General features: G+C 48.4%; 19 protein-coding genes. 7 read left to right on the plus strand and 12 right to left on the minus strand.

The features are described 5' to 3' along the window. Nucleotides 1–148: 148 nt before the first annotated feature. The 3 genes from LEUMU_RS29095 to LEUMU_RS0122510 all read right to left on the minus strand — a co-directional run bounded on the left by LEUMU_RS29095 (nucleotide 149) and on the right by LEUMU_RS0122510 (nucleotide 4,264). Nucleotides 149–853 (minus strand): ankyrin repeat domain-containing protein, encoded by a 705-nt coding sequence (locus LEUMU_RS29095; RefSeq protein ID WP_211223053.1) that lies wholly within the window; start codon nucleotides 851–853, stop codon nucleotides 149–151. A 173-nt stretch (nucleotides 854–1,026) separates the two neighbouring features. After that, nucleotides 1,027–3,504, minus strand: a complete 2,478-nt coding sequence (locus LEUMU_RS0122505) for a right-handed parallel beta-helix repeat-containing protein (RefSeq protein ID WP_022954556.1) — start codon at nucleotides 3,502–3,504, stop codon at nucleotides 1,027–1,029. A 298-nt stretch (nucleotides 3,505–3,802) separates the two neighbouring features. Then, a complete protein-coding gene (locus LEUMU_RS0122510; protein ID WP_022954557.1) occupies nucleotides 3,803–4,264 on the minus strand; it encodes an Lrp/AsnC family transcriptional regulator in 462 nt (153 codons plus the stop codon). Between the two features lie 133 nt (nucleotides 4,265–4,397). Here LEUMU_RS0122510 and phhA point away from each other — a divergent pair, with 133 nt between their 5' ends. Both phhA and LEUMU_RS0122520 read left to right on the plus strand, forming a co-directional pair. Then, nucleotides 4,398–5,180, plus strand: a complete 783-nt coding sequence (phhA, locus tag LEUMU_RS0122515; RefSeq protein WP_022954558.1) for a phenylalanine 4-monooxygenase — start codon at nucleotides 4,398–4,400, stop codon at nucleotides 5,178–5,180. Between the two features lie 36 nt (nucleotides 5,181–5,216). After that, complete coding sequence (locus tag LEUMU_RS0122520) at nucleotides 5,217–5,558, plus strand: 4a-hydroxytetrahydrobiopterin dehydratase (protein ID WP_022954559.1); 342 nt, start codon at nucleotides 5,217–5,219, stop codon at nucleotides 5,556–5,558. Nucleotides 5,559–5,778: 220 nt separating this feature from the next. Here LEUMU_RS0122520 and LEUMU_RS0122525 read toward each other — a convergent pair whose 3' ends face one another. Beyond that, a complete protein-coding gene (locus tag LEUMU_RS0122525) occupies nucleotides 5,779–6,666 on the minus strand; it encodes an NAD(P)-dependent oxidoreductase (RefSeq protein ID WP_022954560.1) in 888 nt (295 codons plus the stop codon). A 380-nt stretch (nucleotides 6,667–7,046) separates the two neighbouring features. Between LEUMU_RS0122525 and LEUMU_RS0122530 the strand changes: the two genes are divergently transcribed. The 4 genes from LEUMU_RS0122530 to LEUMU_RS27360 all read left to right on the plus strand — a co-directional run bounded on the left by LEUMU_RS0122530 (nucleotide 7,047) and on the right by LEUMU_RS27360 (nucleotide 10,464). Next, a complete protein-coding gene (locus LEUMU_RS0122530; RefSeq protein ID WP_022954561.1) occupies nucleotides 7,047–8,591 on the plus strand; it encodes an ATP-binding protein in 1,545 nt (514 codons plus the stop codon). Between the two features lie 7 nt (nucleotides 8,592–8,598). Beyond that, on the plus strand, nucleotides 8,599–9,549 hold the full coding sequence (locus LEUMU_RS0122535; protein WP_022954562.1) for a helix-turn-helix transcriptional regulator: 951 nt from the start codon (nucleotides 8,599–8,601) through the stop codon (nucleotides 9,547–9,549). 90 nt (nucleotides 9,550–9,639) lie between these two features. Further along, entirely contained in the window at nucleotides 9,640–10,050 is a 411-nt protein-coding gene (locus LEUMU_RS0122540) for a RidA family protein (protein WP_022954563.1), read from the plus strand. A gap of 126 nt (nucleotides 10,051–10,176) precedes the next feature. Then, a complete protein-coding gene (locus LEUMU_RS27360) occupies nucleotides 10,177–10,464 on the plus strand; it encodes a hypothetical protein (protein ID WP_022954564.1) in 288 nt (95 codons plus the stop codon). A 210-nt stretch (nucleotides 10,465–10,674) separates the two neighbouring features. On the opposite strand, the gene LEUMU_RS0122550 is transcribed toward LEUMU_RS27360, so the two are convergent. Both LEUMU_RS0122550 and LEUMU_RS0122555 read right to left on the minus strand, forming a co-directional pair. Next, entirely contained in the window at nucleotides 10,675–11,757 is a 1,083-nt protein-coding gene (locus tag LEUMU_RS0122550; RefSeq protein ID WP_022954565.1) for a class I mannose-6-phosphate isomerase, read from the minus strand. 24 nt (nucleotides 11,758–11,781) lie between these two features. Further along, nucleotides 11,782–13,254 (minus strand): mannitol dehydrogenase family protein, encoded by a 1,473-nt coding sequence (locus LEUMU_RS0122555; protein ID WP_211223054.1) that lies wholly within the window; start codon nucleotides 13,252–13,254, stop codon nucleotides 11,782–11,784. 136 nt (nucleotides 13,255–13,390) lie between these two features. On the opposite strand from LEUMU_RS0122555, the gene LEUMU_RS0122560 reads away from it, so the two are divergent. Continuing rightward, entirely contained in the window at nucleotides 13,391–13,741 is a 351-nt protein-coding gene (locus LEUMU_RS0122560; protein WP_022954567.1) for a hypothetical protein, read from the plus strand. Between the two features lie 377 nt (nucleotides 13,742–14,118). On the opposite strand, the gene LEUMU_RS0122570 is transcribed toward LEUMU_RS0122560, so the two are convergent. The 6 genes from LEUMU_RS0122570 to LEUMU_RS0122595 form a co-directional block, all read right to left on the minus strand. Next, the gene (locus LEUMU_RS0122570; RefSeq protein ID WP_022954569.1) at nucleotides 14,119–15,606 is read right to left on the minus strand and encodes an aldehyde dehydrogenase; all 1,488 of its coding nucleotides are present in this window, start codon (nucleotides 15,604–15,606) and stop codon (nucleotides 14,119–14,121) included. A 94-nt stretch (nucleotides 15,607–15,700) separates the two neighbouring features. Beyond that, nucleotides 15,701–16,936 carry a Tm-1-like ATP-binding domain-containing protein gene (locus LEUMU_RS0122575; protein WP_022954570.1) on the minus strand — a complete coding sequence of 412 codons (1,236 nt, stop codon included), beginning with the start codon at nucleotides 16,934–16,936 and terminating at the stop codon, nucleotides 15,701–15,703. A gap of 21 nt (nucleotides 16,937–16,957) precedes the next feature. Beyond that, nucleotides 16,958–17,899 carry a phosphotransferase enzyme family protein gene (locus LEUMU_RS0122580; protein ID WP_022954571.1) on the minus strand — a complete coding sequence of 314 codons (942 nt, stop codon included), beginning with the start codon at nucleotides 17,897–17,899 and terminating at the stop codon, nucleotides 16,958–16,960. After that, the gene (locus LEUMU_RS0122585) at nucleotides 17,899–19,206 is read right to left on the minus strand and encodes an aspartate aminotransferase family protein (protein WP_022954572.1); all 1,308 of its coding nucleotides are present in this window, start codon (nucleotides 19,204–19,206) and stop codon (nucleotides 17,899–17,901) included. The genes LEUMU_RS0122580 and LEUMU_RS0122585 overlap by 1 nt, the downstream gene beginning before the upstream one ends. Continuing rightward, nucleotides 19,203–20,708, minus strand: coding sequence for a tripartite tricarboxylate transporter permease (locus tag LEUMU_RS0122590; RefSeq protein ID WP_026745044.1), 1,506 nt, complete (start codon nucleotides 20,706–20,708; stop codon nucleotides 19,203–19,205). The genes LEUMU_RS0122585 and LEUMU_RS0122590 overlap by 4 nt, the downstream gene beginning before the upstream one ends. An 8-nt stretch (nucleotides 20,709–20,716) precedes the next feature. Then, the gene (locus LEUMU_RS0122595) at nucleotides 20,717–21,256 is read right to left on the minus strand and encodes a tripartite tricarboxylate transporter TctB family protein (RefSeq protein WP_022954574.1); all 540 of its coding nucleotides are present in this window, start codon (nucleotides 21,254–21,256) and stop codon (nucleotides 20,717–20,719) included. Nucleotides 21,257–21,352 lie beyond the last annotated feature (96 nt).

A 21,352-nucleotide genomic window follows, 5' to 3' on the forward strand; every position in this document is an offset into this window, starting at 1 on the left:
GCTGTTTTGCTGCGCTAAACTGTGATTGATTTGGCTTAATGGTATGAAAAAGGCGCTCCACTATTGATTTAGTGGAGCGCCTTTTTATTGAAAGCCACGTTAAAACTGCCTGCGCAAAGCTATTGATGCGCGGCTATATTAAGTAGGATTAAAATCCACCTTGACTGCGCAGGTAGTTCTGCACCGTTGGATATTTACCGGCAATCGCTTGATCTAATGGTGTTCGGCCCGTCACATCTACCGCATTAATATTCGCGCCATTGCTCAGTAGTAGCTTAACAATTTGCAAACGGCCCGAGCGCGCAGCAGAGTGCAGCGCTGTCCAGCCATTGCCTTCCACGGTATTTACATTTACACCGGCATTCAGGCAGTTGCGTACAAAATTGACATCACCACCCGCAGCCTTTTTATGCAGGGCATCGCCCGCAAGGCAGTTTTGGCGAATTTGCGCATTGTTGTTAATCGGCGTATGTCTCGACAGGCAATTACGTAAGCCGGATTCACGAATATTGAGCTCGGCTAGTGAAGCATGTGCAGATACGCTACGGCACCATCCCTTATGACCCCACATATTATTACTCCAGCGATTTTGAAGTGCCGCATTGTTGGTAGGAATTGCGCTTGAGCAACCTTCGCTCACTCGACGATTTGCCTGCAGAGCAGAGGCTTGCGCATAACTATCGCAATAGGCGATGTAGCGTGAGTCGTTAAAACTAATGCCCTTTAGCGAATTGGCCCAGCTCACCAAGCTTTGGTAATTAGCCGTTTGGCGGTAGTGATGCGCAGACCCTGAAACGGGTATTAATAAGCCACTGATCAATATCAGCGACAGGAAAGTCGTGTGCTTTTTCATAATATCATCCATCTCATAGTCGGCAGGCAGGAATAGACCTCTCCAATTAAATGGAGGGACCTACTCAAATAACTATAGGACACTATTTGCTAACTTGTTGAACATGATCATTATTAACTGATTTAAACGGCCAGCATCACAAATGCATGCGGATGATCTGGCCGTTATGCAGCTTAATAGTATTTATGCTTACTGCGTTTCGTGCTGTGCTTGTTAGTATGTTTACCGTGTTTATCAGCGTGCTTGTGTTCCTTTGAGTCACGCCCTTGGTGTTGATGCTTAGAGTGCTTTGACTTATGAGGGGGCTCGCGCTCATGGGTATCGCTTTCGGAGCTAGTTTTAGTATTACAAGTCGCATTCGCCGCACCTGTTTTGTGATGTCCCAGTTTGCGACTTTTGCCTTTATGGTGATTCTTCTTGTTGTGATGCTTATGGCCATGAGCGTGTCGCTGTTTAGCAGTGTTGCAGGCCTCCATTCCCGCATTGTTTGCTGCTTGCTCAGCTAACTCTTCTAAGTAGCTAATGCTATCGGCATCCTGATACAAACTGTTGCTGTCATAACCGGTTGCTTCCTGAAAGTTCGACAAGCCAACATAAGACGTACCCGTAATCCCGCCCCAGTCAAAAATAGCCGAATCGGCATTTGCAGATGCACCAAAGTACAGATTGTTATCAATCGTTAAATCCGTGGCATTTGCCGCTGCAATCAGCATCAGATCAGAGCGCGAGACAAACAAGTTATTCTGAATCGATAAGCCATCGGCCTGTTGGATGGTCAGCTCGCCACCCCATTCGCCATTTTGGTAGTTTTGCTTAAACTCATTAAACTCAATCGTGGTATTGCTCACAGCTGCGCCAGCGTGAATGGTGCCGACAACCAACCCAGCATCGTCATTTTCATAAGCGACATTGTAGCGAATGGTATTGTTTTGCGTGGTTCCCGGCTGCTCACAACCCACTGAAAAGCCAACCGAGTTATGGTGGGAGATATTGTGCTCAACCAATACATTATGCGCACCATCCAAGTAAATTCCGGCCGAGTTAGCCACCGGAGAAACGGCATAGCTCACGGTATTTTTACGGATAATGCCATCACGTGCATGGTTTACGGCATCCGGAATCTGCACGCCGTTAGCATCTTTAACCCAGGTGTAATTACCCGCCGCCACAATGCCGATATTCGCGATCTCGCGGATGGTATTTTGCTCAACCAGAAAGTCCGTCACATTGCCGACAATTTTAATGCCTTCGCTGTACCCCGGCACAATGTCATACAGCTGATTACCGCGAATCACGATATTGTGCATGGCTTGCTCAGGATTATTTCCAATCACTGCAATCGGGTTTAAGTTGTCTGAAGGTAGCGGTTTGGTTTCATCTTCCGAGGCTTCATCGGCCCAACTCATGCCGTGCAATGTGTTATTGATTAGCTCGATATGGTGGCTACTGCCTTCCATATAAATGGCTGACTTTGGCCCGTATAAATTGGTAAAGGTCAGCCCTTTAAGTCGCACATAAGCCGCTGAGCTAAAGGAAGCCATGGCGCTAAATGGCTGATCTAATAAGCCACCATCAATCACGACAGACTCATCGTTATAAGCTTGTACCGTAAAATATTTACCGCTTGAGCCGCCCCGTAAAGCTTCAAAATACAGCGCAGTCGGGATTTGATACGTACCGGCGCGAATATTGATCGTTGCATTATCTTCGGCATGAGGAATACTAAATAAGGCTTTGTGGATTGTTTTCCATGGCTTATCCAAGCTTCCGATACCGGCGTCATCATCGCCATCGGTGCTGACGTAATACTGCTGATTTTCAAACACATCCGCATCGTTATCTTGCAGGGTATTGCCGCTGAGGGTTGCCAGCGCAGGCGCTAACACGAGAATCGGCTCGCCATAGCCGGTGACTAGGTCGTGTAGGTTATTATTCTCAATCGTGATGTCGTAACTGTCGCCCACCACGGCAATGCCATTAAAGCGATCGGATAGGGTAGGATAGGCGGCATCTTCTGCGTTAGTGGTCCATTGAGAATTACGAATTTCATTGCCCGAGAGTGTTATCAGGCTGGAGTTATTGATGTAAATCCCTGACTTGCCAGCGCCACTAATATTGCTCAGCTCAAAGCCGGAGATCGTGACATTCGCCGTGCCCGCAATTGAAATTAGTGCGCCATTCTCAGCGACATTGGCCCCATCTAACATTACGTTTTCATCGGGAAACGCGATTAAGTTGAAAGGTGATGAGGCACTGGCATCCCCGCCACGCTCTTCGCCAATATACAAAACGGCCGGTGCATAAACGCCTCCGCGGACGACAATATTCGCGGATTGGATATCATAGGGAACATTGTTCATGGCCCACGTAATCGACTTCCAAGGCTGGTCAATTTGGCCGGTTCGGCTGGGGTCATCAATGCCGTTGGTTGCATCTATCCAATAGGTTTGCTCGCTAATGGAGTCTGCGCTGTGTGGCGCGTTATTTACCACACTAAGTGCTGCCGCAATGGTTTGGTAACTGGCTTGCTGCTCTGCGCTAAAGTCCGTTAACGCGGCATGCGCGCTCAGGCTGATTGAAAGCGCTAAATTAAGTAGTGAAAATCCAAGAAATCGTTTGAGTGTGAAGCGTCTTTTATTAGTTTTAGTCATCTTACTGCTATCCTTGATTGCACATCCGGAGTCCGCCATGACTTGCCCGGAAGTGCCGCACTGTGTCCCTGTGCATTAACATTGAAAAGCCGGTTTTTTGATTGGTATCGTGAGGAATGACCGGCATCCATATCGTTGTGAACCTGCAGGCTCACCTCTGCGCAAGATAGCGTTTGTGGCTGAAGCTTCCCATTGAATACCCGACGAACGAGCGCGAATATTAAATAAAGGACGTGCTGGGAATTGTGATGATTACTAATGGCTCACAGGGTTTGGATGTTGAGTGTCACAGACTTGATCAATCCTGTGCGACTAACTGTGTGGTGTACTTTTTTTGCTTTAGCGCAAAGAAGGTATTGCTTGCTTTGACGATATTTCGGCCGAGTAATTGCTTCATTAAAAAGCTTTCCAGCGTCAGGTTATCTTTGACCAATACCCGCAGCAAATAGTCATAACTGCCGCTGACGGAGTAGCACTCCAATACCTCCGGCGTGCTTTCTATAAATTCATCAAATGAGCGCATGGTGGCTTCGGTGTGATCGGTGAGCGACACCTCGATATAGGCTAAGGTATTGAGGTTAACGCTGGCGGGGTCGAGCAGTGCAACATACTGTTTAATAATCCCTAAATCTTCTAACCGCTTAACCCGCCGCCAACAGGGCGCAGTCGACAAATTCACCTGATCGGCAAGGTCTTGGTTAGTGATGCGCGCATTCTGCTGCAATATCGCGATAATCGCCTTATCAAATTTATCTAGCAAGATTCTGTCCCCTCATCGCTCTATTTAGAAATATCCTTTCTAATTAGTAGTCGATCAAGAACTATTACGCAATAAGCTATCCCTAATATTTAAATATACTGAGAATCATTCGCGATGAGGGGAGGATAAAAAAGTGGCTAAACTCAGTCAGTACGTTGCTAAACAGCCCGACGCTAGCGGCTGTATTCAGTACGATGCGGTTGAAAATGAGACCTGGAAAATCTTAATTCAGCGGCAGATGCCCTTGGTGGAGCAGTATGCTTGTCCAGAGTATATCGACGCGCTGGCTAAGCTGGATTTACCCTTGGATCAGATTCCGCAATGCGCCGCCATTACCGAGCGCCTAATCGCCAAAACAGGTTGGAAAGTGGCTCCAGTCCCAGCCTTGATCGACTTCAAAACGTTCTTTGATATGTTGGCGAATAAGGTGTTTCCTGCCGCGTCATTTATTCGGTCCCGCCAAGAATTAGACTACCTACAAGAGCCGGATATTTTTCATGAAATATTTGGGCATACGCCACTGCTAAGCGACCCACACTTTGCCGAATTTACCCATAGCATTGGCTTACTTGGCCAGCAGGCGGATAAAAGCCAGTATGTGTGGATTGCACGCATTTACTGGTTTACCGTGGAGTTTGGTTTGTTAAACGATAAAGCGCTGGGCGCGGGACTTATTTCATCGTTTAGTGAGTTGTCGTATTCGGTCGAAAGCAAAGCGGCAATTCGCAAGCCATTTGATTTGATTGAGGTGTTGCGTACACCGTACCGCATTGATATTCATCAGCCAATTTATTATGTGCTGGAGTCGATGGAGCAATTGCTGGAGCTTAGTAAGCAAGACCTGTTTGCTGCGATTGAGCAAGCCCGAGCGCTTGGGCTGCATGCGCCATTGTATCCTGTGAAAGCGGCCAGCTAATTAAGCACTAATTACACTAGAGAAGAGGAAATTAATATGAGTCAGGTTTGTGATTTAAGTCAGGGAAAATGCGTGCCATGTGAAGGTGGCGTTCCGATGTTATCGCGTGAAGAAACGAAGGCATTTGCGGCGCAGTTGCATGAGGACTGGGTGATTGCCGAGGATAATAAATCGATCACGCGAGCGGTGAAGTTTAAGGGCTTTGCAAAAGTGGTTTTGTTTGTGAATGCCATGGCTTGGTTGGTGGAGAAAGAAGGGCATCATCCGGATGTGAGCTTTGGGTATGGCTATTGCGATATTACGTTTACTACGCATGCGGTGGATGGTTTGTCGGAGAATGATTTTATTTGCGCCGCAAAGGTTGATGGGTTGCTTTAGATAGCAGGTTGTCGCTGGGCTTTATTCAATTCGCTCACTCAAGCTGCGCTTGAAATGATTCGCGGAATTAAATAAAGCCCAGCGACAACAATCAGCATTATCTTAGCGGTTGGGGAGGGTGATGGTATTTCTTATAGGGCCAGTGGTGCAGCCTCGGTATGAATAAATGACGGGGAAGTGCCTTAGCGACAAAAGCTTGGCTAAGGCACTTTATGGCGGTTTACTTAGTCATATCCTTTACAAAGAAATCGACCATTTCGGACACCATGTTATCGCCCATCCCCTGCTCAACGGCGGTGGAGAATGCTTTGTTGGTGCTGGTTGACATGGTTGATTCAACGCCCAGATCAAGTGACATTTGGCGGTAATAGCCGACGTCTTTTGATGCGTTGCGAATTGAGAAGCCTAGTTTGGTTGAGTCGCCGTCGACACCATAAGCTTTTACGAAATCCATCATGGCGGAGCGCAATGGGCCTGCTGCCATGACGTCATACAGTGCTTCGCGGGATACGCCGGCTTGGTCTGCCATTGCAAAGGCTTCGGCCATCGCGCCTGCGGTTGTCATTCCGAAGAAGTTGTTAATTAGTTTGATGGTATTTCCTGAGCCTAGCTCGCCCAAGTGGAATACATTTTCGCCTAAATCTTCCAATACCGAGCGAATTTTCTCGAAAGCGGCTTTGTCGCCGGAGCACATAATATTGAGTAAGCCATCGACCGCATGGGCTGGGGTTCTGCCTAATGGGCCGTCCAGATAGGTTCCGCCAGCGGCGGCAACTTCTTCGCCTAATGCTTTTGTGGAGGCGGGGAGTGAGGTTCCAAAGTCGATCACTACGGTGCCAGGTTTTAGGCCGTTGATAACGCCATCTTCGCCACGCATACGGCCTTCGACTGACGCGGAGGTATCCATGCATAACATGACGATATCGCTGGCTTCGGCTACGGCGCGTCCGGTGCTTGCTTCAGTAGCGCCAGCTGCAACGGCTGCGTCAATTCTTGGGCGGGATACGTTGCCCATTACGGTGAGTGAATAGCCTTTGTCTTGTAAGCGTCCGACCATTGCTGCGCCCATTAAGCCAAGGCCAATAAATCCAATTGTTGGTTGAGTCATGTTTCCTTCCCTCTATGTGAAAACTGTAAGTGTTTTGGGGTATTTCCCCTGTAATCGTTTTATCTGACGGTTTCGATGTGACCATCATAGATAGTCTGACAAAAAGTGCTTCTAGCCAAGTGACGCTTGGGAGACTAGCTACTAAATGTTACAAGAGTTGCCATCAGATGAGTGGGATTATGGTAACAAATTTTTACAAATTATAAATGCATCATTATCAGTACTATTGGGTGAGAGACGCATATTCCTGCGAATGTGATTATCAGAATGGTATTACGGCCACAGGGCAATGAGGATCGTGTCATGTTTATTGTGGTGCTCTTGTCATCTTAGATTCCATGCTAAACTCAATACTCTAACCTCCTACGCACTGAACCATCATGAAGCGACGTAAATTACCCATCGGCATTCAATCCTTCGCTAAGGTCCGTAGTGATGATTATTACTACGTTGATAAAACGGCACTGGCTTTGGATTTGATTGACGGAGGTTCTCACTACTTCCTGTCCCGCCCGCGTCGATTTGGTAAAAGCTTATTTTTAGATACCCTGAAAGAGTTGTTCGAAGGCAACGAGCCCTTGTTTCAAGGCTTGGCGGTGCATGATCAATGGGATTGGTCGGTCAAATACCCCGTGTTGCGCTTTACCTTCAGCGGTGGCCATTATGCCGAGCAAGGTCAAACCGAAAAAACACTGTTTGAACAATTGGATGTATTGGAGCAAGCGTATGAGGTTCCCACCATTTATGGTACGGCTTCCGGTCGTTTAAAGGCCTTGATTGTTCATGCGCAAAAACGAACCGGGCAGCCGGCTGTTGTGTTGGTGGATGAATACGACAAACCCATTTTAGATGCGCTACATGACCCGGTCCTTGCTCGCGAAAACCGTGACTTCCTGCGCGGTTTTTATGGCACGATTAAAGACGCTGACGCGCACATCAAGTTTACTTTTTTAACCGGCGTGAGTAAGTTTTCCAAGGTCAGTTTGTTTTCTGGTTTAAACAATCTGAAAGACATCACGCTGGATGCTCGATACTCAACGCTGTGCGGCTACACAGATAACGATATTGATACTATTTTCGAGCCTGAACTAGCAGGGCTGGATCGTACTGCCATTCGTGATTGGTACAATGGCTACAACTGGCTGGGGGAGGGCGTTTATAACCCGTTTGATATTCTGCAACTGTTTGATAAGCGTGAGTTTGACAACTATTGGTTTGAAACCGGTACGCCAACGTTCTTGGTGGATTTACTGTTTGAGCGTCAGGTTAGGTCATTGCAGTTGGATAATATGTTTAGCAGCAGCACGATGTTATCCAGTTTCGATGTTGAGCAAATCATTACCGAGGCGTTGCTGTTTCAAACCGGCTATTTGACGATTAAGTTCACCGAGCGCTTAGGCGATACAACCTTCTATACCCTCGGATATCCGAACCGTGAAGTCTATAAAAGCTTAAACGAAAGCTTGTTATCGGTGATGGTGAGAAACCCATCCGAACAAGCCATGCAGAGTGGGCGACTGTACAAAGCCTTATTAGTTAACGACTTTGATGCACTGAAAACCATCTTCCATGCTTTCTTTGCCAGCATCCCTCATCATTGGTATACCAGCAACGACATTCAAAGTTTCGAAGGCTTTTATGCCAGCGTGTTTTACTCTTATTTTGCGGCGTTGGGTTTGGATGTAAAGGTTGAAGATTGCACTAACCATGGCCGCTTGGACATGACGCTGAAATTCAATAATCAGGTCTATTTATTCGAGTTTAAAGTTGTGGAGTTAGCGCCTAAAGGTAACGCACTGCAGCAAATCAAAGACAAGCAATACGCGGATAAGTATCGTGACTTAGATCAGCCTATTCACTTAATTGGCGTCGAGTTTAGCAAGGTCGATCGGAATATTGTGGGCTTTGAAGTAGAGCAAGCGTAATCCACCAATGAAAAAATTCGACCGAGTCACCTCAATCCTAATCTACCTACAAACCAAATCAGTAGTGACTGCAAAAGAGTTAGCCACCCGTTTTGAAGTCTCTGAGCGCACGGTCTACCGAGATTTACGCTCGCTTGAGAACGCCGGTGTGCCTATTGGCGCGGAAGCGGGCGTCGGCTATTTCCTGGAAAAATCCTATCGCTTACCACCCGTAGCTTTTACCCGTGAAGAAGGTGCTTCTCTACTATTTGGCGCTAAAATGCTGGAAAGCCGGGTCGATGCCGCGACGAGTGAAGAATACAGAACGGCGCTGGATAAAATTCGCTCGGTAATGGAGTCTGAAGATCAGCATTATCTCAATGCCATCGACAATTCCATTGCGGTATTTAAACCGACAACCTCGGAGGATGCCTTAGAGCAGGATACGTGGTTGCCTGAGTGTCGTGCGTCTTTATCCCGATCTCAAGTCGTGGTGATTGGCTATGAGGCCGGCTCTTCCTTGGCGGCAACCACCCGCGAACTGGAGCCGATTGGGCTTTATTATTACAACGATAATTGGCATCTGATTGCTTGGTGCAGGCTACGTGAAGACTATCGTGACTTCCGGCTGGACCGAATCAAAACACTCACCCTGAAGCCCGAGCAATTTGTGCGCAGGGAGCACGAATCACTTCAGGAATATCTGGAGCGCGAATCTTCCAAAGACTTGCATGAGATTGTCGTGGTGTTCTCCTTTGAGGCGGCTCGATTTGTGGGAGAGCAGCGTTATCGCTTCGGTATCGTTCGTGAGCGCGAGCTTGAGGAGGGCGTGGAGATGACTTTTGTCACGCCGTATCTGGATTACTTTGGTCGCTGGCTACTTCAGTTTGCCTCGGGTGCCAGTAGCGATAACACGCTTTTACAGTCGGTTATGAAAAAGCTAGTCGCTGAGCTTAGCGATAAATGGGCAAGCTCCTAATTCTCTCCTGACACACTGTTGTCAGGAGTGTCCTCTAAAGTGGGTTTCATCGGAATCATACTGAACACCGGCATTTAGAGGATAAGCACAATGAGCAAGCAAACACTTCACAGAACACCAGTAAACCCATGGGCATGGTCACAAAAAGTCGGCTATAACCAAGGCGAAATATTGGAAGGTGGCAGCCGCCAATTAATCTGCGCAGGCCAGACGTCGGTTGATGACGAAGGCAACCCTCAGCACACCGATGATATGAGAGGGCAGGTACAACTTGCACTGGAAAACCTGGAAGCCGTGCTAGTGGCTGCGGATATGAGCCTTGCGAATGTGGTGAAGCTAAATATTTACGTGACTGACATGGATGAGGCGATGAAGAACTTTGATTTACTGGGTATGCGCTTTGGACCTCTAGGTATTGCGCCGCCGATGACCTTAGTGGGTGTGACTCGACTTGCGCTGCCAAGTTTGATGATTGAAATTGAAGCAACAGCGACAGATTGATCTCAGCCGTTTATAGCGACGGACAGCTTGTGAAGTCATTCTCCATAGTTTCTTCATGACTTCTCCTTATGCGATTCATTATTGGCGTGCAAAGTCTCTGGAACGATAACTAACAGAGAACAAATAATGAAACACACTAACAAGCTAATGCTCACACTCGCGCTAACACTGTTTGTCACTGCCTGCGCGACCAATGACGAGGGCGGTGAGCGTGGCGGCAAAGGCGGCGGAAGAACCCCTCCGGCAGAAGCCTTTACGGCGTGTGAAAGCTTATCTCAAGGCGAAGCCTGCTCAGTCACAACACCACGTGGTGAAATGAGCGGGACTTGTAAAGCAGCGCCAAGCGGCCAAGTTGGAGCGCTGGCCTGTGCGCCAGAAGATGGAAAGGGCGGTAAGTCACGCATGAGCCGCTAAGCAGTACCTAGCCAAGCTACAGCTCATCAAACTGCCATGAACAATGGCCTGATGACGAAGCTATAAAAGCAGTCACGTACTCCACTAAAAGACGAGTGGAGTACGTGCTGACTTAAAACTAGTGTGACGCTTGGGCAGATTACACGGAATCTGTTACAGGGTCTTACTGGGTCGTTACTGATTGTCTGCCGCTATTAATATAGATTCCTATCACTTAATTTCTGGCGGATAACACTCAAGAATTTGAACCCCCGCTTCCGAAACAATCGTCGCCATCTCAACGCCCGCAGGGCAGAAAAACCGATCAAGCCTCTTAAGCTGAGTCGTCTCTTCACCAATCATGATACTGCATTCGCCTTCGGTCACGATCCCGATGTAAAAGTCTTTCTCCACCTTCTCAACCGCTCCTGAAATCGTCGATCTTTTGACTCGGAATTTATCGGTCACACTGTCATCAATTAATGACTCTTGAAACGACGTATTCGTGTACTGACGCTCAACTTTAGGCTGCTGATAGAACTTCTTTTTTGCATCCTCAATGGATAGCTGCGTGAAGTCAAAAACATCCATGCAGAACTCAAGATCGCGCTTCATAAAACGAGACTCAACAGGCATGGTATAACCCGCTTTTGAGAACTCAAAGCGCACTGCCCAATCAGAGGGCTCCATAATCTCAACCATCAAAATACCCTCACCAATGGCGTGAGGTGAGCCGCCGGGAATGTATAAGCAGTCGCCCGGTTTTACGGTGATTTTCTCGAAACACGCTTCCATCGCATCGATGTTTTGTGTTTCGATCATTTCCTTAAAATCTTCACGGCTTGGCGGGTGCTGAAAACCAACATACACATAAGGATCAGTGCCTTCACGCACATCTAATATGTAATAGCCTTCAGCCTTGCCGTGGTTACTGTTCAAATGCTCGCGTGCAAACTCAGCCGTCGGGTGTGCCTGAAAGTGCAGGCGTACCGAGGAGTCTAAAAACTTCACCAGTAGCATCGGGTTTAAGTCGAATGCTTGGGTGTGTTGTTCGCCCAAAAAGTAACTGGGGTTCAACGCCAGTAGCTCATCAAAACGAATCGTCTCACCGCCGATCACTGCTTGAGAAACGCCTTCTACGATATGTTCGCGGTCAGGGTTTACAGCCTGCGTAGTCGAGCCAATCCAGTCCTCAGGAAAATGGGTATCTTCCGGAACCGCTTTTTGCTCCATTTGATCAAGAATCTTGCCGCCGGTATAAGTGCGCCATACGCGGTTTGGGGGGAAGCGAACGAGCTTGTTTGTATAATTCATGAGTGTTCCGTGATGTTACTGGGTTTAATTTTGGAGGGTTTTAGCGACAAGAGCTTGAGCGCCAATGGTTCTTAATTGGTCAACAGCCTCAGTAAGTGCGCTAACCAATGTTTTGTTTTGAATCAAGTCATCGCCAAAGATTTTGCTGATACCTAGCAAGCCTAGAACAATTGATTCTGCTGTGTTCGCGCCATTGTAAGCTTCACGCAACTCTGCCAGCATTGGGTCTTTCACAACAATAGTCTCGCCTTTCTCATCTTGTTCACCGGCGTATACCATCCAGCCTGCGATACCAAGAATTAACCAAGGCGTCGGTGTGTTATTGGCTAAGTGGAAGCGCAGTGATTCGCATAGGCGCTGTGGTAGCTTCTGGCTGCCATCCGTTGCGATCTGGTAGGTCTCGTGTTTGATACTGGTATTTGAGAAGCGGGAAATCAGCAAGTTGGCGTAGGCTGCTAGGTCGGTGCCTTCTGGCATGGATAGCGTCACTGCTTGCTCATCGGTCATGAGTTTGAACGCCGCATTACGAAAGGCCTCATCCGCCATGGTTTCGTAAATGTAGCGATAGCCCGCCAAATAGCCGAGGTAAGCTAAGAAAGAGTGACTGCCGTTAAGCAAGCGCAATTTCATTTCTTCAAAAGGCCTAACGTCTTCAACGAAGGTTGCACCGGCGACATCCCACTCCGGTCGTCCATTCACGAAGTCATCTTCAATCACCCATTGTGTGAATGATTCGCAGACGATGCCGCAAGGGTCGTTAACGCCAAGCTGCTCTGTGAGCTCGGCAAAGCTGTCATCGGTGATGGCTGGCACGATGCGATCGACCATGGTGCAAGGGAAGGTCACGTTTTGCTCAATCCATGCGCCAAGCTCGGTATCCAGCTGGTTGGCATAATCCAGAATGACTTGCTTTGCGACGCGGCTGTTATCTGGCACATTGTCGCAAGACATCACGGTAAATGGTTTGAGCGATGCCTCTTTACGTATTCTCAGCGCTTCAACAATATAACCAATTGCAGACTTGGGGCTTTGCGGCGCTGCCAAGTCTTCAATAATCATGGTGTTGTTGAGGTCTAAGCGCCCGGTGCTTAAGTCTGCACAGTAGCCTTTTTCGGTGATGGTTAGCGAGACAATCGCAACTTGTGGCTCTGCCATTTTGTCTAGCACTGCCTGTGTGCCATCCAGTTTGGGATGGACTGACTCGATCACTGAGCCGCTGATTTTGGCGGTAATGGTGTCGTTGCCTTTCTCTAATACTGAGAATAGGTGGTCTTGCTGGCGAAGTTGCTTGATAAGGTCGACACCAAATAGACTGATCTCACAAATTCCCCAATCAGAGTTTGTTTTTTCAAGCATCTCATTGGTATATAACGCTTGATGAGCACGGTGAAACGCGCCAAAACCAAGGTGAACAATACGGGACTTGAGTGCTGATCGGTCGAAGCTCGGGCGAATGACTTGAGCGTTCAAAGAGGCATTTGATATATTCTTGTCCACGATTTCCATCCTTTGGTTTAGATTTGATAAGCTAGTGCAGCATTCCTGAGAATGCGTCTATTAGTATATTACGTTATTCATTTAATATGTTACTTAATGTGGTTTTCGCAATTCACCAGCAAACGAGCCCGTAAGCATGCGCAAAACAGATAAGAAAATTGATAAACAAATCAGCATCGCGCTAACCGACGTGTGCGAGAACGCTCTGGAACAGTTTACTGGTTTTGAGTGGTTAACTCATTTAGTGAATTATTCCAACTTTCCGAGAAGTCTGAAGGTGGTTTGTGTATTTGATACGGATGACAATCTTAGCCGCTTTCTGGCAGGCAATAATGCCCAAGAGCTAGGCGCTTTAATTCAGAAAAAGCTGTTTGAAATTGATGTGGTGATGAGCGATACCGCCAGCCAGATTGCTTACGATACGGAAGAGCAGTGTCAGGAAAAAGATAAGGGAAAGTGGGCGGATAGGCTAAGCAGATTAAAGTAAGCCACCCCAAGCGAGGTGGCTCTTCGGGTACTTACTCGCCGATGCCTTTAGGGCCTTTCTTTTTAGCCGCTTTTGCTGCTTTCTTTTCTTTAGCGGTTAAAAGAGGCGCTTTCTTTGTGTCTTTTTTACTGTCTTGGCCTTTACTCATAATCATTTCACCTATTGTGATGTCATAAACCTAAGGCCAGACAAGGCTGGCTTCAGGGCAGTTGAGAACTGCGTAACACTGTCAGTATGTGCCTATGAGTGGCTAATAGATATATAGCTATCAATTTAAAATCAACTATTCAGTCTGCCGCAGGGTGTTATTCAATTCGCTCACTCAAGCTGCGCTTGAAATGATTCGCCGAATCAAATAACACCCCACGGCAACGTGGTTATAGTTGAATCCATGCCGTTTTAAGGTTGGTGTATTTGTCCAATGCATGCATCGACTTATCAACACCGTTGCCCGACTGCTTAACTCCACCCAGCGGCACGGTTACATCAGGCCCACCATAGGTATTCACATGCACCACGCCTGCTTGAATCGAGCGAATCATGCGATGAGCGCGAGATAAGTTATCGGTCCAAACACCCGAAGCCAAACCATAGTTAGAAGCATTCGCCAGCTGTACCGCTTCCTCTTCTGTATCAAAGCTCACGACACCGAGTATCGGGCCAAATACTTCTTCTTTGTCCAGCTGCATTGTTGACTTAACGCCATCAAACACGGTTGGAGACATGTAGTAACCACCACTTTCGGTGAGAATGCGCTCGCCGCCAGTGACTAAGTTGGCTCCTTCTTTTACCGCACTTTCAACAAACGATAGGTCCTTTTCAAGCTGCACGGCACTATTCACTGCACCGATATCACTGGCTAAGTTTAAGGGATCTCCGATGCGCAGTTGGCGAGCGACGGCGACTAAGTGCTCGACAAATTCATCATGCGCTTCGCGCTGGACTAATAAGCGTGATCCTGCCACGCAGACTTGGCCTGAGTTTCTGAAAATTCCCATTGCGGAAACTTTGGCTGCCTTCGCTAAATCTGCGGTATCTGCAAATACAATATTGGGTGATTTGCCGCCCAGTTCCAGATACACCCGCTTCAAATTAGAGCGTGCTGAGTATTCCAGTAACTTACGTCCAACAAAACCAGAGCCGGTAAACACCAATACATCGACATCGTTGTGCAAGCCCAATGCTTCGCCAGATACAGCACCTTGTCCGGTAATCACGTTAAACACGCCATCGGGTAGCCCTGCTTCGCTACAGATTTCTGCGAGACGCAACAAGCTTAACGAGGCTGTTTCAGAGGGCTTTAGTACCACGGAATTACCGGTTGCCAGTGCGGGTGCAATTTTCCAGGCAGCAATCATCAGTGGGAAGTTCCACGGTACAATGGCCCCGACGACTCCAACGGGTTCACGGTGAATCATACCCAGCACTGAGCTAGAGGTTGGGGCAATTTCTCCGTACACCTTATCAATGGATTCTGCATAAAAGCGCATGGTCCCAGCGGCAGAGCCAGGCTCTGCACGGTAGGCCATATTAATCTCCGTCCCGTTATCACGCACACCAAGTACTGCAAGCTCTAGTGCATTGGCCTCGATTAAATCAGCAATTTTCAGCATGACTTTCTTGCGTTCGGCAGGTGCGGCTTTCGACCAACTACCTTTTTCAAACACCTCACGAGCCGCCTTCACTGCGCGATCGACATCCTCTGCGCCAGCATCTGCCATCGTAGTGAGAACCGTTCCATCAATCGGACTAATCACGTCCATGGTTTGACCACTGCTTGCGGCCTGCCATTCACCGTTAATAAATAGCTGCTGAGGGGCAACCGTCTGTTGGCGAAGCGTGTCAATTTTTTGTTGATCTAACATAGTCATTCCCGAAGTTTTAATGCACCGCTAGCGTGCAGTCCATGAACTGATAATACATAAGGTTGCCGGTCTAAACCGACCCCATTGCTGCTAATTAGCTGGTTTTAATGGTGCCGTCCGCAACCCACTGGTCAAAGATTTCAAGTGCGGTATCGGCAAATGCCTGATCATTGATATGCGCATCTATCTCCGTCATTTTAACGGGAGCCACAATGGCCTTGCGCATTTCATCACAGAATGCCGCCAAGCCTTGCGGATCGTAAGCATCGCCACCTTCCTTATCCCACTCTTCAATGCCTTGGTTCGGTAAGATGAGGTGAGTTGGCGCGCCAGACTCGGATAAGCGCTTAGCCATCTCTCTTGCTGTTTGCCTGCGTTCTTCGCTATTGAGTGCGGATGATTTAATCAAGCGGTTGTGAGCGTGAAAGGGCCGGTCCTGAAACTGTTTTGGTATGGCTTGCCAGCCCGCAAAATCAATCAGGTCGATAGCGCCCGGTGCCACTAGTTGTGGAGTACCTGCGCGGCCAGCACTTAACAAGCGATCCTGGCCTGAGTTGACTACTGAGCCAAAGACTAAGTTACTCAGCTCCTGCATGGAGAAATCCATCACACAGGCAAATTCGCCTTTGGCCGCGATACTTTCATAAGCCATACCGCCCATGCCCGTTGAGTGAAAAATGGCGACTTCAAAGCCACGTGCTTCAAGTGCAGGTTTTAACCGTTTCATATAGCGCAAACAAGAGCTGCCTAGTGATGTCATGCCGACGACCGGACGATCATTAGTGCAGGGCTCCACTGCTCTTGCGGCACCTAATACTGCACCAGCTGCTTGGCTTAGGGAGGATTTACACACGCTATTCAATCCATATAATCCACCCGCCCAGAGAATCATTTGGATATCTGCGGCTAAGCGTCCAGGCTCTATTAGCGGTGAAAAGGATACGGTTGAAACCACATACTTTGGAATACCTAGTGGTAAGGCTTGGCACACATCCAACGCTAAGTCTGTCGCCATGGTGCCGCCTAAGAATACAATGCCATCGAAGCGTCCTTGCCGGAGGAGGTCAGCTGCCAATCGGGAGGCACCGGCGGCCATCATCTGTATCGCTTTGTTTTCACTATTGAAATCAATGGCTGCTTGAATGGAGCTACCAGCGGCTTCGGCGACTTGATGCTTTGAGATATCCTTTGGCTGCTCAGGGTCGCCTAGCACACTCACATCCATGGTCAACACGCCACCGCCCATGGCTTTGATGCGTGATGCCATGTATTCCAGCTCATCGTTTTTAGTATCGTAAGTGCCGACAATTAAAATCGTTTTATCTGACATAAGATCCTCCTGAAAATCGTTTTACTCGCTGAGGTATGGTTCAGCGAGTGCGATGGCATTATTAATAAAACGCTCACTGCGTTGCAGTCCACCGGCTTCATTCAAGCGTGGTACCACCCAGCCGACATAGGTACAGGCACGTAATAACATAAGCAGCGGTAAGTATTCCGTTGCTAGCGGTCGCACCGTTTGATAGCCTTCAATTAAGGCTTGCTCCAGCTGAGGGTAGTCCGGCTCATCGCGATTTTTAAACAGCGCAGTTGCCACCTCAAATAAGCGAAACCCGTAGCCACTGTCATCAAAGTCCAGCAATTGAATGTCATCGCCTTTCAAAAAGATATTCTCACGCACCATGTCAGCGTGAATCAGACCGAAATCCAGTTGCCCATCCAGCTCATTCAATACTTGTGCTGCCTTATCTCGAACGGCTTTTAGTTGCTTGGCCTGTGCGCTGGAAAGCTGTGGATTGTCCCAAAAACGCCCCCATAACGGCTCTTCTCCGACTAGGCCATCCTGATCCCAAGCGGGTCGGGTAAAGCCATTAGGCGTCTTCCAACCGTCGGTGACTTGGTGTAAATGGGCCATGGTTTGCCCGATTTTACGGAAGGTTTCCAATCGCTTGTCAAGTATCAGAGCTTGTCCGGTACTGCCTAATGGCACACCATCCAGCAGGCTCAGGCAGTCAATTTGCCAGTCATCAATCACCTCGCCAAAACTGCCTGCGACTGAAGTAATCGGCTGAGGCACTGCCATTCCTTGATCAGCCAGATAAGCCATCCATTGCAGCTCTGAGTTTAGCTGTGCATCGCTGCGATATTGCTGGCGATGAAGGCGTAAAACACAGGGCTTTGCTTGTGCTGGTTTAATGAGATAAACGCGGTTTTCCCGCTCAGCGAGCAAAGAGTAGGGCGTCTCCTCAGACCAGCCCCAGCGCACGAATGCTTGGCGAATGATGGAGTCCATTACGCCTCCAATGGTGTAACAGCCAGTACCGCATCCAGTGTTTGCAAAAACACATCGGCTTCTGCCCGCCCAAATACCATCGGTGGGCGGACTTTGAGTACGTTGTAATGAATGCCCAGTTTGTTAATCAGTACGCCCTGTTGACGCATGCCATTGACCACGCGTTGAGTAAATTCTGTGGCGGGTGCTTTGCTTGCTTTATCCAGCACCATTTCGGCACCAAAGAATAAACCAGAGCCTCGCACATCACCGATACAGTCATACTTTTGAGCTAATTGTGACAAGCCTTGTCGGGCATATTCGCCAACGTCCCGGGCATTTTCCATTAGCTGCTCTTCCTGTACGACTTTCAGCGTTGCCATTGCTGCAGCACAAGAAACGGGGTTACCACCGAAGGTATTAAAGTAGCGGAATGAGTTACGGAAGGTGGCAAGAATTTCAGGTGAGGTCACCAGGCCTGCAACCGGATGACCATTGCCCATGGGTTTACCCAAGGTAATGATGTCGGGTGTGAAGCCCATCCGTTGGTGTGCCCACATATGAGTGCCCGTGCGGCCAAATCCTGGCTGTACTTCATCGGCAATGATGACGCCACCGGCTTTGCGAATAACCTCCACGGTAGGGGCTAGCCAGCCCATTGGCAGATCTGGAAAGCCTTCATTGGCAAAGTATGGGCATAGAATCATTCCTGAAAATCCGACGCCGGAGCTTTCCAGTTCAGCAATTTTTTCCTCAACCGCACTGGCAAAAGCGTGAGCATGGGCCATGCCGGCTTCACCACCTAAGGGGCGATAGCTGTCTGGTGCCGGAACATAGGCAACGCGATCTGCACCGCCACCGATGGGTGGGTTGGTGCGGCTTAAGCGAGACACGCTTTCGGTATTGCCATGATAAGTGTGGTCGGTCGCGATAATTCCGGTTTTACCTGTTACCGCCTGTGCCATGCGCAATGCAATATCGTTAGCTTCAGAGCCGCTACAGGTCATAATCACACTGGAAAATGGCTCTGCAAACGTTGCTGTTAAACGGTCTGCATAGTCGAGGATGCCTTCATGTAAATAGCGGGTATGCGTGTTTAGGGTGTTTGCTTGTTGGCAGATTGCTTCGACCACTTTGGGGTGGCAATGTCCGACATGTGCAACATTGTTATAACAATCTAAATACCGTCTGCCAGCCTTATCCCAAACCCAAGCGCCTTCACCTTTGACTAAGTGAACAGGCTCTTCATAGAAGGTTGAGACATTGGGCCCAAGGCGTTGTACGCGGCGCTTTAATAGGGTTTCTACTGCGGGTGAGTTAGCGGTCACGATTGATCTTCCTTTTGAATTTTCTTTTTGTGTCCGTGGTATTCTTTAATCACGGTACGCACATGTAAGATGATGACTAGCACAATAATGCCGAAGATGATTGCGGAGATGGGGCGGTCAATAAAGTCCAGAGGTGTTTTTACGCGAGCCATTGAGGAGCGCAATTTCACTTCCATAATACCGCCCAAGACCATCCCCAGAATAATGGGAACGATAGGGAGGTTCAGGCGTTTTAGTACCAAACCAAACACACCAAAGCCTGCGGCGATCACGCAGTCGGTCACTGAGTTTCTCAGCGAGTACACACCAACGAAGCTCAATGCCAGTATCACCACACCCAGCAAGCGGGTCGGGATTTGAATCATGCGTAGAATCATATTGGTGGAGAACATCAGGAAGATCAGCACTAATACATTCAGCAGCAATAAGGCGATATACAGCGCCATTACAAAGTCCATTTGATTCTGGAATAACTGCGGCCCTGGAATAACGTTGTGTACGTAAAACACTGATAACATCATGGCGGTGAGTGCTTCACCGGGAATACCCAGTGCCAGCAGGGGAATCATGGCGGCAGCCGGTACTGCATTATTTGAAGTCTCTGAGGCGACTAATCCTTCGGGAGAGCCTTTGCCAAATAACTCAGGATTCTTTGAGGTTTTTTGGGCATAGGTGTAGGACATAAACTGAGCGGTGAATTCACCCACGCCCGGAATCATTCCCATCAATATGCCAAAGCCTGCGGAAACACTGGCGACACGCTTGTAAATCCAAAGCTCTTTTAAGCCTTCAAACAAGCCACCTTCTACGGGTACGGCCTTGGGAGCGCTATCTTTTTCAGTGAGCAGTAAAAAGGCTTGTGAGAGAGCGAATAAGCCCAATATCACGACAATCAAATCAACCCCTGAAGCCAGCCAGGTCTGCTCAAAGGTGTAACGTTGGGTGTAGCCGATGGGCTCCATGCCAATACTATTTAGGAAAATACCGAAGCAGGCGAGCATTCCTGCAGCTAAGACCTGACCACGGTGGGCAAAAATCACCAGAACAATACCGAGTAGTGCCGCCATAAATATCTCACGGCTACCAAAGTGCGGAGCGATCATGGCTAAAATCGGCGCAAATAGTATCAGGCAAACGATTGAGAGTATGCCGCCAATGAATGAGGAGGAGTAAGCAAGGCTGAGCGCGCGACGACTTTTTCCTCGTTTGGTCATGGGGTAGCCGTCGTAGGTGGTGAGTGCATTAACGGCAGTGCCAGGTGTATTAATCAGGATGGCAGGGATGGAGCCACCATACATAGATGAGCCATAGATGCCGAGTAATAGTGTTAGACCGACAATGGGCTCTAAGGAAAATGTGGCGGGTAGTAAGATGGCAATGGCAACTGCTGCGCCCACGCCGGGAATCGCCCCAATCAATACACCACCTACTGAGCCAATCAGTAAAGCGATCAACACATCCCAGCGGAGCAAGGTATCCATTGCTCCCATAAAAACGTCCATAACGCCCCCTAAAAATTAATCAGCATGAAGCTACGGATTGCATCGGGTAAATATTCATAGAGCATGCCGCCCGGAATTTTCACTTCCAGAAAGGTCTTGAATATCAACACAATGAGTAAACCGATAAATGCTGCGATGAGTAGTATTTTTTTGTCTCGGTAGCCCGAACGAAAAGCCAATAGCGGAATAAATAATACCGTCATTGGCAGGTAGCCGATGATCGGCACTAACCAAACATAAGCCAGAAACCATGCCGCATATTCTAATGACCTAAGCCAGAAGCCGATCTCTTTTAAGCGGCCATAAATACGGGGTGACAAGGCTGAACCAATGAGGTGCAGCAGCGCAAAAAACGTCATGCCCACTAAGCTCACCATGGGCCAAAATCCTGGTTGCGCAAAGATCTTGCCACGCTTGTTCCACTGTACTTGATCACCCAGTTGGGAGAGCAGCAAGGCGGAGAATACTAGGAAGAGTACCGCAAACACTAAGTCTCCAGTACGGCGATCACGCTTGAACAGGGCTTGCATGGACTTCACTCTAACCATGGCTGTTCCTCAGATAGTTTATATCGATAGCTCTTAAGCAGAAGTTCCTCCCCGTATTGCATGATGCAAACGCAAATAGGGGAGAGGCAATCAGCA

The sequence above is a fragment of the Leucothrix mucor DSM 2157 genome (assembly GCF_000419525.1).
Taxonomy (GTDB): Bacteria; Pseudomonadota; Gammaproteobacteria; order Thiotrichales; family Thiotrichaceae; genus Leucothrix; species Leucothrix mucor.